The following is a 12502-nucleotide window of genomic DNA, read 5'->3' on the forward strand; positions in this document are numbered from 1 at the left end:
CTCCAAACTGTTTGATTATTAATTAAAATCTTGTAGATTTGTGTAAAAATGAATTTCCTTGCAATTCTTTAGCCTACATAAGAAAAAAGAATCGGATAGCGACGAGATACTCTTGTCAAAATTTAAAGAAACGCGTAAAGCTGAATATTTCCAACAGCTTTACGAACGCTATATTCCCCTTATTTATGGTCTTTGCCTTAAATACCTGCAAAGTCCGGAACAATCGCAGGATGCAGTAATAGATATTTACGAGAACCTGTCTCAAAAAATTCAGGATTACGAGATCAAGGTATTTAAAAACTGGCTTTATAGCGTTGTAAAGAATCACTGCTTTCATATACTGAAAGAAAATAAGAAGGAGATTATTGTTAATTTCGATTCCCAGCTTATGGAATCCGACAGTTCTTTTACTCTATTTGATGACAGCAGGGATGAAGAAAAGGAAAGCGCTCTGAATGAGTGTCTGGAAAAATTGCCGGAACCTCAACGGATAGCTGTAGAAAAGTTTTTTTACGAGAATAAATCGTATGCGGACATCGTGGATGAAACAGGCTTTCATCTCAAAAGTGTAAAGAGTTATATACAAAACGGAAAACGGAATTTGAAAATTTGTATCGAAAAAAATCTGAAAGAATGAAATTCTTAGATTACATAAAAGGACAAAGAAAAGGTAAAGATGCCCATCGGATAGAAAAAGATTCGATGAAGGATCCGTTTTTGTACGAGGCTATAGACGGTTTCGACAGTATCGACGACAACCACATCGAACGTATCAACAATATACAAAACCGGCTAAAAGCCAGATCGAAGACGAAAAACAAAACAAACGGCAGACAGATGTGGCAAACGGCCGCTGCGGCTATTATCATTATAATAGGCATCGGAGGGTATTTTCTGACCGACTATCACAAATCGGGACTATATGCTCAGCAAGCTAACGAAAATTCCATCATCGAGATCTATGTGCCTGAAGAATATTATGCCGAAAACATCGTAGTGATCGCACAAAAGAATGCTGAACTCGCAAAGGCTTATAAGCCGGACATTTCCCGTTTCAAAATAGAGAGCGAAGAAAGCGCTTCGATGAGTAAAGCCGAACAGGAAATCTTGTCGGAAGACGCCAAGCGTATGAATGAAGTTCCGATAGAAATATATGTACCCGATGATTTCGAGAGCAGAACATCTACTCAGGAAGAAACAAATAGCGGTAAACCCGAACCTATAGGCGGCTACGAAAAATACAATGAATACCTGAAAAAATCACTGCGGCGGCCAACAGACGATATCTGTAAAGACCGTAAGGGTAAAGTCGCCGTAGAATTCTCGGTCAATTCATTGGGCCGGCCATTCCTGTTCGATGTAAAATATAGCCTCTGTGGCGCATCCGATAATGAAGCCATACGTCTGATTCAATCAGGCCCGCGCTGGACTACAGGGAGCAAAGAACGGGTGACAGTAAAGGTCGAATTCTAAACATCAACTATTGAAGATTTATTCTTTACTTTTTAATAAGTCGGGACGCAACCTTTCAGTTCGCTCCATAGCTTGTTGTAGCTTCCACTCATCTATCTTAGCCTGATGACCCGACAATAATATATCAGGTACCCGCCATCCTTTATATTCGGCAGGACGGGTATAAACGGGCGGTGCAAGTAAATTGTCCTGAAAAGAGTCCGACAAAGCCGACTGCTCATCTCCTATTGCGCCCGGAATAAGCCGCACAATGGCATCTGCCATCACAGCAGCGGCAAGTTCTCCTCCCGTAAGAACATAATCCCCTATCGAAATTTCACGTGTAATCAGATGTTCCCTAACACGATAATCTATTCCCTTATAGTGCCCGCATAGAATAATGATATTTTCATACGCTGACATCTGATTGGCAATCTTCTGATTGAAAACTTCGCCATCGGGCGAAGTATATATTACTTCATCATATATCCGTTGTTGTTTTAATGATGTAATAGCATTATCAATCGGTTCTATCTGCATCACCATTCCGGCTTCTCCGCCGAAAGGATAATCATCCACATTACGATGCTTATTGGTAGAATAATCTCTCAAGTTGTGAAGTACAATTTCCGCAAGTCCTTTATCTTGGGCCCTTTTAAGAATGGAACAATCTATAAGACCGCTAAACATCTGAGGCAGAACACTTATAATATCTATACGCATATTCAAATTATTATAACGCACAAAGGTAAAAAAAAGAGTGTGCCCGACAAAGGCACACTCTCTTATCCTGATTTATTTTATATTACTTCTTCTCTTCTTTATGGAACATACTGCCATTGGCTTGTGCTGTCGGCATCACCAACATATCCTGTATATTTACATGGGGAGGCTGGGATACTGCATAAAAAACAGCATCGGCAATATTTTCAGCTGTCAGTGCATCGTACCCGTCATATACCAAATCGGCTCTATCCTGATTTCCTTTGAAGCGGACAAGCGAGAATTCTGTATTCACTGCGCCCGGACACACCTGTGTAACACGTATTCCATATGGCAACATATCCATACGCATGCCCTGGCTCAATGCATCTACAGCATGCTTGGTAGCACAATATACTGCTCCGTTAGGATAAACTCCTTTTCCTGCAATGGAACCAAGATTAACGATATGCCCCGATTTTCGCACCACCATACCTGGGGATACTACACGGGTTACATATAACAGACCTTTTATATTAGTATCTATCATCCGCTCCCAATCATCAATTACTCCCTGCTGTATAGGGTCTAACCCTACGGCAAGCCCCGCGTTATTGACTAGAATATCTATTGTCGTCCATTCTTCGGGCAAACTAGCAATAGCCTTCTCTACTTCATTGTATACCCGTACATCAAAGCAAAGAGAATATACCTTCGATTCATATTTTATTTCAATCTCCCGTTCCAGTTCTTCCAGTCTATCCTTGCGGCGTCCGGCTATGATCACATCATAGCCTTCCTTTGCCAATCGCAAAGCTATCGCTTTGCCTAACCCGGAGGTAGCTCCGGTGATTAAAGCTATTTTTCTCATGAGCTTTTATTCTGTGGTTATTTTATCCAAACATTCAATATTTCACCCAAATATGTTTTATCCGATGCGGTCTTTGAATCGGAAGACGGCATTACTCCTGCTTTTTTACATTCGATAACCATCCATGCTTCTGAAAAGACAGGTGCGCCTGAAGGTGCGATAACCGGCGTAAGCCCGGAAGCCTTTATTTTGTCATTAATATTTCCTTTCGCATTTTCAAATTCTTTCAATGCATCACCATACACCTCGGTATAAAAAGATATCGTATAGGTTCCGGCTCCATCCGGCAATCCTGTATATTGGGCAGTATTGACATTACTCAATGCTACCGGTTTTTCCATCAATGAAGTGACACCTCCCCACGATGCAGGGACAATAGAAGGACTACTCACCGATCCGGAAAGTATCAAGGCCTTACTTCCTTGCAGGCTGGCAGGTATTTTACCCGTATCAACCTTTTTGAATCCCGCAAACGAAACTTCAGCAAGAGCATTTTTCCCGGCCAAGACTGGAGCAACGGCCTCCTGGGTATTTGCAACACCCGCCGACACAGCCGCGGGAACTGCCGAAGATACAACACCTGTTGTAACTGTACCATTCAGATATTTATCGATAGAATTAAATATGCTATTGATACTGTCAACTGTCTGTCTGCGGAATTTATCATAATACCTGTTCAGTTTATCTCCTTTTTTATTCAATGCAAATTCATCTGTTATCATTTCTTCGGCAGGCAGAGGCGTTTTACTGTCCGGATATTCATATTTAATATAACGTACAGTAGCATTACATTTACCTCCTTCTATATCCAGAATCAGCTGATAGACCATCTTAGCCTGATCCAACACGAAAGCGCTCTTTTTAAACACAAGATACTTTTCGCCCAGACATGCTATATCTTTTTCTTCCGGATTAGATAACAAAACCCTGTTATCCAAATCTTGTTGAAGATTAATCCCATAATTGTCATTTGCCCATTTATCCATAACATTGAATAGATCGGCATCAGATATAGAGTTCTTCACTGGTATAGATTTGGAAAAAATGACTTTACCGTCAACCTCAGGTACTGCACCTGCTAAATACTTCGCATCCTCCTGGGCATATGCCAGAACCGAGATAATTGCACATAACGAGATTAAAAGGAATTTATTCATATTCGCCGGGTTAAATTTGTTTATTGTATAAAATTAGCATAAAATCAGAAACCGACAAACAAAGTCCCGGCCTTTTATCATTTATTAAAGCCGGATTCTATTCAAAAAAAAATGGCATCAGCAAAATGCTGATACCACTTATGTTGAGAATTATTTAATAAATTAAAAGTTATAAGCAATCCCTACTCCTATCATTTCCTTAAATTGAACTTTCGGACCGCCGGTAGTACCGTCTTCATTCACGATTTTCACATCATCGTCATATTTCAATGTCGTGTTCACACTGGCTGATAGAAATTTATTAACCTTCATACTAATCAATAAGTCCCAGTTCACATCCACATTACCAAAAGACTTATCATATGCTGTAAAGAAATCGAGCGTCGATATAGCTTTTACGTTTTCCATCAATGTTTTTTCGGCACGGGCCTTGAAGTAAGCTCCCAATTCTGCTTTGAACTTATCCCCGGGATCTACTCCGAATGCTCCGATACTGGAAAGATAATCATCTTCTACAAACGTCAGTTTTCCGGCGAGTGGTGACAAGTAAAGTGAATAACTTGTATTGGGTCTGTACTCGAAACCTATTGATATGTTGGAATAAGCCGGCGCAAAAAATTTCGATATGTAATGTGTCTTATCCGGATAATTATATCCTTTGTAGAACTGTGATTTAAAATCACCCATTATAGTATAGTACCATTTGTTATTGGTAGAATACCCCAATTGAGTGGTAAAATCTATTTTATCGCTTGTTTTTTGAGTCCCCAGCGATTTAGTATTTGTCAGTCCATATTCCAATGCAAGTGCATTTGAAAAAAGCCAGTTTCCGCTTTTACGAACGAGAGATCCATTAAGATAGGCTGTTCCCGCCATTGCATTTTCACCCCCGGCCGACCAGTTGCTTACTGCTGTCTGCGAAGCATTGAGACCTGTAACCCCTTTCAAATACCATTTTCCATCTTCGAGTTTATTCTTATCATCCTGTGCATAAACACCCATTGCCAATATAAAAAAGGCGACTGTAAAAAATAATTGTTTCATTTCTAATAAAAATTCAAGTTTTGTGTTTTAATTTTCATCTTAACTTTAAAACGTCTCCTTCTTCAGGAACATATTCAAAGTCCTTTTTGTTCATTTTGTAAAGGTTCTTGACTTTTATACCATATAATTGCGAGATACTATGCATAGACTCCCCTACCTGTACCACATGGTCGTAATAAGGCTTATCTGCTTTTGATTTCTTCTTCTCAAAGTAAACTAAATCCCCTTGTTTGAGAGGAAAACCTTCCGGCACTTCATTGTATTTGTACAAATCTTTGGGTTTAAACCCAAATTCGGCAGCTATGGCTTCATATGTATCCCCATCTTCCGCCCTCACATAGATCAGATTATGCGTTTTGTAAGGAGTATGCTTGTACTCTCTTATTACTATTTGCTCTTCCTTCTCTTTTTCCTTGTCCTTTCCGCCTTTTTTATCATGTTGGTAAAGTTCATAATCTTCAATAATCTTTATCAACTTGTTTGCATACGCTTTGTCTGTAGCATATCCGCATTGCTGCAATCCTTTGGCCCATCCCCGGTAATCTGTTATTTTTAGAGAAAAAAGGGATTTATAGCGTGGCTTCTCTGCCAAGAAGCGGGAATGGTCTTCATAAGATTCTTCCGCTTTTTTATATTTCCTGAAACAATCATTCGGAGTATCGTCTGCCTTATATACCCGCCCGCCTTTCCAGTCATTATGGCATTTTATGCCAAAGTGATTATTAGAACTCTGGGTCAAAGAGCTTTTACCTGCACCCGACTCCAATAAACCCTGAGCGAGCGTGATACTTGCGGGTATTTTATATTTTTTCATATGATCTATCGCAATACCCTTGTAGGTATCGATATAGTCGTCGTAAATTTTATATCGTTTGGCCTGGGAAAAGGCAGATAGAGAAGGGAATAAGATAAGCAGAGATAATATAATAAATTGGGATAAAGTCTTCAGACAATAAGCTTTTTTCATATATTTATGATGTTTAATTAAGGTCTCGGACCTTTTTATTACATTTGTAAGTAAAACAACGATAGAAGGTTACACCCTGCAAACAGATCGTCAAATGTTTTCTTCTACTAATTAACAACATTCGCTATGGAAAGTTTAAGTTTAACTACAAAGATACTTGTTTATACCTTTGATGAAGGCACTGAAAATATAAAAAAGCTTATAAACGAAGCTAAATTAGCTACAAAAAATGCATATGCCCCCTATTCCGGCTTTCATGTAGGTGCAGCAGTACTTCTATCCGGTGGCGAAATCATATCAGGAAATAATCAGGAGAATGCCGCCTACCCATCGGGATTATGCGCTGAACGGGTGGCAATATTTGCTTCAAATTCTCAAAAACCGGATACTGCTATAGAAGCGATTGCCATAGCTGGATTTCACGATGGAGATTTTACGGATTTACCCTGCTGTCCTTGCGGAAGTTGCAGACAGGTTATGATAGAGGTGGAAAATAGGTTTGAAAAATCTGTAAGAGTAATTATGTACGGAAAAAGTAAAATTTATGAAGTGGAATCAGCAAAAGACCTGCTGCCTCTCAGCTTTGGAAAGGAATCGCTGTCTGAATAGTTTGTTATTTAATTAACAATGGCGAAGGTAACTCAAAATAGGTTATTGAGATTTTCGTTAACTTTTTTACTCGCAACTAAATTCTATTTACCAGCCAGTATGGAAAGATTTCAGTTCTTTCGTCAGTTCTTTTGCTTTTCCATCAGAGACCTTATCCAACAATAGCCAGAAACGCTCTCCGTGATTCATTTCTTCGGTATGGCAAAGTTCGTGGAGTATAACAAAATCAACGAGATATTCGGGCAGCAGCATACAATGATAAGACAGGTTTATTCCCTTCTTTGACGAACAGCTTCCCCAACGGGTACGACTCTGATTGATTTTCACATTCGAAAAAATAAAACCATGACGATGTGCCAATACTTCTACCTTCTGAGGAAAAAGACGCTTTGCTTCATATCGCAATGCTTTTTCTATTAACCCCCTTATTGTGGCTTGCACAGCGGAGCTGTCATAATCGGTATCCGGCGGACAAGATATAGATAGAATCCCATCTTTCAGTTTCAGGTAATAGTTGCTCGTCGAGTTACTTTCAAATATCTTCAGAGTGAAACTAAATGTTTTGAATTCTGTTTCCGGGGTGAATAGAGACTGTACCTTTTTTTTTTCCAAAAGTTTCAACAAACGGGGCTTCATTTCCTCTATTGTTTTTTCTATATAGGACATACTTACCCCCGGTGGGTATGTCAATTGCAGGTAATCATCTTTGCGACGGACAATAATCCTTCGAGCCTGTGCATTCTTCACAAGCTTTATATCACCCAGATCTTTATCTTTAATCACCATACTTTATACAAAAAAAGCTTAACTGTCCGGTTAAGCTTTTCTTTTCATATATCTCAATAACTTATTTTGCTTTATGATTCTCTTTTATGAAGCTTTCCAGGGCAGCAGTCATTGATGGTACACCCGGAAGCGGTGCTTCACAGTCGAGCCTCAAACCTGCATCGCGAACAGCTTTTGCCGTAGATGCTCCAAAACAGCCTATTGCTCTTTCGTCCTGTTTGAAGTGAGGAGCATTCTTAAACAGGGATACAATCCCTGAAGGGCTGAAAAATACCAGCATATCGTATGACAGGATTTCTTCTTCGGTAATATTGTTACTTACCGTCCTGTACATGATAGCTTTTGTATAGTTTATCTTCTTTTCGTCCAGTACTGCGGTTAGATCTTCCGTATGTACATCAGACACAGGCACAATAAACTTTTCCTTATTATGCTTGGCCAAAGCAGTTGATAAGCCATCCATTTTACCTGTGGTACTGAAAAATATTTTACGCTTTCTGTAAACAATATATTTTTGCAAATATAAAGCAACTGCTTCCGAAATACAAAAATACTTCATTGTCTCAGGCATTGTAATCCTAAATTCTTCGCACAAGGCAAAAAAATGGTCTATTGCTGTTTTTGCAGTGAATACAACAGCCGTGTAATCCTGTATATTTATCCGTTGTTGTCTAAATTCTTTAGCGTCTAATCCCTCTACTCTTATAAACGGTCGGAAATCCAGTTGCATATGATATTTTTCAGCAATATCATAATATGGAGATTTCTCCGTGGTGGGCGCAGGCTGCGAGATCAAAACCTTTTTTACTTTTAAAGCCATAGTGTGTTAAATACGTCAATTCTATATAAATAAACCAAGCCTATCATTAAAAATATATATGGTAATATTTCAAAGGTGCAAAGGTACGCAATCAGATACAAAAAGTTAAATTTTTCCCTAATAAAAAAGACTATTATTTGGTAAAAAAGTATTAATTGAACTATTAGAAATAAAATCAACATAAAAATAATAATCTGCAAATGATAGTAATTGGAATAGATAAGCAGTAGCGTAGGTATAAAATAAAGCATACCCAAAATTTCTATACCAATAATATACGTCCGCCTCCATACTCCCATTCGTTTCTGCTCATCGAAAATATATCCCAGCATAAGATACAGGACATCTTTTATCCCCAGAAACAAACCAATCAGCACAATATAAGATAAAATGGAAATGAAGGGCCGTTGAACAGCTTCCGACCGCGCATCAAATTCAATAAAAATATTGTATATACAGATAGAGATCAGAACTATTGTCTGAAAAATGAGGAAATAACTATACAAATATTCCCTTACGGTTGTCTGGCGATGTATCTTCTGGCCTTTCTCCGAAGAGAACAGCAAAGATACGTTTTCTTTAAGGAAAGCAATTCCTCCGTTGTATATATGCGCAAAGAATAGAAAGCACACTAATAGCAACCCGAATACACCATCAGCCTGCTCTATATGAAATGGGATATGAATACCGTCATGCCCGGCTCTCTCCTTTCCGGTACTTTTCTCTGTATACAGATTATAATTGGTATTTCCATCTGCCACATCAAATACTTCTCCCTGAACCGACCGGAGTCCGAAGTAGTCCTGACGGGTAGAATCGATTAAAGCGACACTATCCCTTACAACAGTGATATGAGGTATGGAATCTTTTACCAAAATAGTCCGTTATTATATATTACCACAAAGGCGCAGACCCTGTATGTACGGAATCTGCACCTTCTTATTATTCTTATTATAAACCAAATTCTTTTTTCACGACATCTACATAATCCAGTTTTTCCCAAGTAAATAGTTCTACTTCACGAGATACTCCTTCCGGATTGTAGCGCGACTTAAACAATTTAGTGACCACTTGCGGCTCACGTCCCATATGACCATAAGCAGCAGTTTCGGCATATATAGGATTGCGCAATTTCAATCTCTGCTCGATAGCTTTAGGGCGCATATCAAAGAGTTTTTCCACCTTCTTGGCTATCTCCCCATCTGTAAGATTCAAATTGCTCTTACCGTATGTATTTACGTAAATATTCATCGGTTTGGCTACACCTATGGCATATGATACCTGAACCAATATTTCGGAAGATACACCTGCTGCCACCAGATTCTTCGCAATATGGCGGGATGCATAAGCTGCCGAACGGTCTACTTTAGACGGGTCTTTCCCTGAAAAAGCTCCTCCACCGTGAGCACCTTTTCCTCCATAGGTATCGACAATAATTTTACGACCGGTAAGGCCGGTATCTCCATGAGGTCCCCCGATAACAAAACGTCCGGTAGGATTTACGTGATAGGTAATATTGTCATTGAATAATTTAGAAATATCCTCTCTGAACTTATATTTTTCTTTTACGCGAGGTATCAGGATATTTATAACATCACTCTTAATTCGAGACTGCATGGCTGCATCGTCCCCAAACTCATCATGCTGTGTAGAGATCACAATAGTATCTATGCGCAACGGCGTTCCGTTATCATCATATTCTATCGTCACCTGAGATTTCGCATCAGGACGAAGATAAGGCATCAATTGAAGTTCATTCTTACGGATTGCTGCCAGTTCCAATAAAAGAGCATGAGACAGATCTAGTGCCAGAGGCATATAATTATCCGTTTCAGAGGTTGCGTAACCAAACATCATACCTTGGTCTCCTGCGCCCTGATCCATCGGATCAGATTTGCCGTCTACACCTCTGTTTATATCGTCGGATTGTTCGTGTATAGCTGATAAAACGCCACAAGATTGTGCCTCAAACTGATATTCGCTTTTTGTATAACCGATACGTTCGATCACTTTACGGGCAGTCTCCGGTATATCAATATATGCTTTTGATTTAACTTCTCCGGCCAATACGACCTGTCCGGTAGTAACCAGCGTTTCACAAGCTACTTTGGAGTTTGCATCATATGCAAGAAACTCATCCAACAGAGAGTCTGAAATCTGGTCTGCAACTTTATCCGGATGTCCTTCTGAAACAGATTCAGATGTAAATAAATAACTCATTTGTATATAAGAATTTTACTGTTAAAAAAACAGGAAGGATATGTATAATGCAGTGCAGAAAATGGTTTAGCATTTTTTCATGTGGTTGCAATCAATACAAATCTATCCACTTAATTGGCTGCAAAGATACAGTTTTTTCTCTATTTAATCATTTTTTTTACAAAAAATAACCCGGACTTAATCAAGCCCGGGTCATCTCAACTATATTTGAATGAATTATTTACCGTTTGCAAATTCAAATAATGCCTTACCGTTTGCATTTTCAGGATCCAGTTCCAGAACCTTCTCTGCATATAATTTCACATTAGCTTTATCTTCTGCTTTTTTAGTTTTATCAAACTGCAGATAGTAATAGTAACTCAAGTAGCTGTATGCTTCTATCAATATTCTGGTATTCTCCCCATCGTTTTTAGCCAGAATAACTTCAATTGTCTTCTCGTAATGAGGTCTGGCTAAACCAAGTTCACTATCCGGGTCCAACTCAAAGTTTGTACGTGCTCTCTGATAAAAACCAAGATAACTATCAGGCATTCTTTCGCTAACTGTAGCAAAAGCCCCATCTGCTAATTTATAGAATTCATCTGATTTAGCTTTAGCTTGTTCAGCACTCACATTGATAGTATCAGCCTTTGCTGCCCTACCTGCATTTGTATAATAAAGGCCTAACTGATAGAAATCCTGAGCATCAATTTTTTCGCCTCCAAGTTCAGTGTATTTTTTGTAGAACTCTGCTGCTTCCGGATACATTTTCTCGTTTGCACAGATAGTTGCGATTTCTTTGTATATGTCCACATTAGAAGGATCCAGTTCTATCAGTTTCTTATATTGCTCGATTGCTTTAGCTTTATTTCCGGTTTCACTCAAAGAATTTGCATAAGCCAGATAGTCCTGTTTCAGATATTTGATTGTATCATTTGCTTTAGGCAGGCTAAAGAATTTGTCTCCGGCTGATACTGCTGTTGCATAATCCTTCAAATCTGCGCTGGTATACATCGATAGACGATTCAATACAAAGTTATTTGGCTCTTTGCTTAGACCTTCGCTGATCAGTGTTTTTGCTTCATTGTACTGTTGGGTAAAATACTCTGCTGCAGCATAACGGGTAATATCTTCAATTGTATAATCACCACCTTTGAAATATTCCTTATAGGCAGCAATAGCATCCGGGTAGAAACCATCACGATACGATACGTCCGCCAAAGCTTTGTAAGCGATGCTATAGTTCGGATTTATTTCAATTACTTTCTTCAACATATCCGTAGCTGTTTTACGATTGATAAACTCGTAAACTCTGGCACCTTTCATATAGGCAAGGACACAGTTAGCATCGAAGTTGATAGCCTGGTCGTATTGCATAGCAGCATCACCGGGTTTATTTTCTTTAGCTAACATATCACCTTCAAATATGTATATATATGGAGATTTTTTATCCGCCTTACGGGCATCCTGCAATTTCTCCAACGCTTTTTCTTTCATGCCATTATCAAGATATGCCTGAGCAATAGCAAGAATTACTGTTACATCTTTCTTATTTTTCTTCTGAATTTCCTTCAGTTGATCTTCTGCGCCTTTCGGATCCGATTTTAATTGTAATTTAGCTAAACCGATAGCACCTAATGCAGACTCCGGATTACCTGCTATAGCTTGTTCGTAATAAGACTTAGCTTCAGCTGTCTTACCTTCCTGGAATGCAATTTCACCAAGATAGTAATTAGCTTCTGCCGGAGATTGTCTTAATACTTTTTGAAAATATTCTTTCGCTAACTTCAATTCTCCGAGACTCAAGTAATCCGCCCCAGGGCTATTTTGCGCTAAGGCCGAAATGCTGATCATAAGGCTCAGAAAAGAGCCTAAAAAATACTTCATTTTCATCT

The 12502-nt window shown here is 38.9% G+C and carries 13 protein-coding genes; 3 read left to right on the plus strand and 10 right to left on the minus strand.

Annotation, left to right across the window (positions count from 1 at the left end):
* Positions 1-58: 58 nt before the first annotated feature.
* Both IR083_RS06675 and IR083_RS06680 read left to right on the plus strand, forming a co-directional pair.
* Positions 59-637, plus strand: a complete 579-nt coding sequence (locus tag IR083_RS06675; RefSeq protein ID WP_194223696.1) for an RNA polymerase sigma factor — start codon at positions 59-61, stop codon at positions 635-637.
* Positions 634-1473: a hypothetical protein gene (locus tag IR083_RS06680; RefSeq protein ID WP_194223697.1), complete on the plus strand. Its 840-nt coding sequence runs from the start codon at positions 634-636 to the stop codon at positions 1471-1473. Before IR083_RS06675 ends, IR083_RS06680 begins: the two co-directional genes overlap by 4 nt.
* Positions 1474-1491: 18 nt before the next feature.
* Here IR083_RS06680 and trmD read toward each other — a convergent pair whose 3' ends face one another.
* The 5 genes from trmD to IR083_RS06705 form a co-directional block, all read right to left on the minus strand.
* Positions 1492-2175, minus strand: coding sequence for a tRNA (guanosine(37)-N1)-methyltransferase TrmD (trmD, locus tag IR083_RS06685; protein ID WP_194223698.1), 684 nt, complete (start codon positions 2173-2175; stop codon positions 1492-1494).
* 82 nt (positions 2176-2257) lie between these two features.
* Positions 2258-3025, minus strand: coding sequence for an SDR family NAD(P)-dependent oxidoreductase (locus IR083_RS06690; RefSeq protein ID WP_194223699.1), 768 nt, complete (start codon positions 3023-3025; stop codon positions 2258-2260).
* A 17-nt stretch (positions 3026-3042) separates the two neighbouring features.
* Positions 3043-4182, minus strand: coding sequence for a DUF4468 domain-containing protein (locus tag IR083_RS06695; protein ID WP_194223700.1), 1140 nt, complete (start codon positions 4180-4182; stop codon positions 3043-3045).
* Between the two features lie 162 nt (positions 4183-4344).
* The gene (locus IR083_RS06700; RefSeq protein ID WP_006798629.1) at positions 4345-5226 is read right to left on the minus strand and encodes a DUF3078 domain-containing protein; all 882 of its coding nucleotides are present in this window, start codon (positions 5224-5226) and stop codon (positions 4345-4347) included.
* A 34-nt stretch (positions 5227-5260) separates the two neighbouring features.
* The gene (locus IR083_RS06705) at positions 5261-6193 is read right to left on the minus strand and encodes a glucosaminidase domain-containing protein (RefSeq protein ID WP_006798630.1); all 933 of its coding nucleotides are present in this window, start codon (positions 6191-6193) and stop codon (positions 5261-5263) included.
* A 126-nt stretch (positions 6194-6319) separates the two neighbouring features.
* On the opposite strand from IR083_RS06705, the gene cdd reads away from it, so the two are divergent.
* Positions 6320-6802 carry a cytidine deaminase gene (cdd, locus tag IR083_RS06710; RefSeq protein ID WP_006798631.1) on the plus strand — a complete coding sequence of 161 codons (483 nt, stop codon included), beginning with the start codon at positions 6320-6322 and terminating at the stop codon, positions 6800-6802.
* 87 nt (positions 6803-6889) lie between these two features.
* On the opposite strand, the gene IR083_RS06715 is transcribed toward cdd, so the two are convergent.
* The 5 genes from IR083_RS06715 to IR083_RS06735 form a co-directional block, all read right to left on the minus strand.
* Positions 6890-7588 carry a M48 family metallopeptidase gene (locus IR083_RS06715; protein WP_006798632.1) on the minus strand — a complete coding sequence of 233 codons (699 nt, stop codon included), beginning with the start codon at positions 7586-7588 and terminating at the stop codon, positions 6890-6892.
* Between the two features lie 61 nt (positions 7589-7649).
* Positions 7650-8408 carry a uroporphyrinogen-III synthase gene (locus IR083_RS06720; protein WP_006798633.1) on the minus strand — a complete coding sequence of 253 codons (759 nt, stop codon included), beginning with the start codon at positions 8406-8408 and terminating at the stop codon, positions 7650-7652.
* Positions 8399-9283: a DUF4271 domain-containing protein gene (locus IR083_RS06725; RefSeq protein WP_194223701.1), complete on the minus strand. Its 885-nt coding sequence runs from the start codon at positions 9281-9283 to the stop codon at positions 8399-8401. The genes IR083_RS06720 and IR083_RS06725 overlap by 10 nt, the downstream gene beginning before the upstream one ends.
* Before the next feature lie 76 nt (positions 9284-9359).
* Positions 9360-10628 carry a methionine adenosyltransferase gene (gene metK, locus IR083_RS06730; protein ID WP_006798635.1) on the minus strand — a complete coding sequence of 423 codons (1269 nt, stop codon included), beginning with the start codon at positions 10626-10628 and terminating at the stop codon, positions 9360-9362.
* 216 nt (positions 10629-10844) lie between these two features.
* Complete coding sequence (locus IR083_RS06735; RefSeq protein ID WP_242052377.1) at positions 10845-12494, minus strand: tetratricopeptide repeat protein; 1650 nt, start codon at positions 12492-12494, stop codon at positions 10845-10847.
* Positions 12495-12502: the final 8 nt, after the last annotated feature.

It is taken from the genome of Dysgonomonas sp. GY75 (assembly GCF_015234155.1).
GTDB lineage: Bacteria > Bacteroidota > Bacteroidia > Bacteroidales > Dysgonomonadaceae > Dysgonomonas > Dysgonomonas gadei.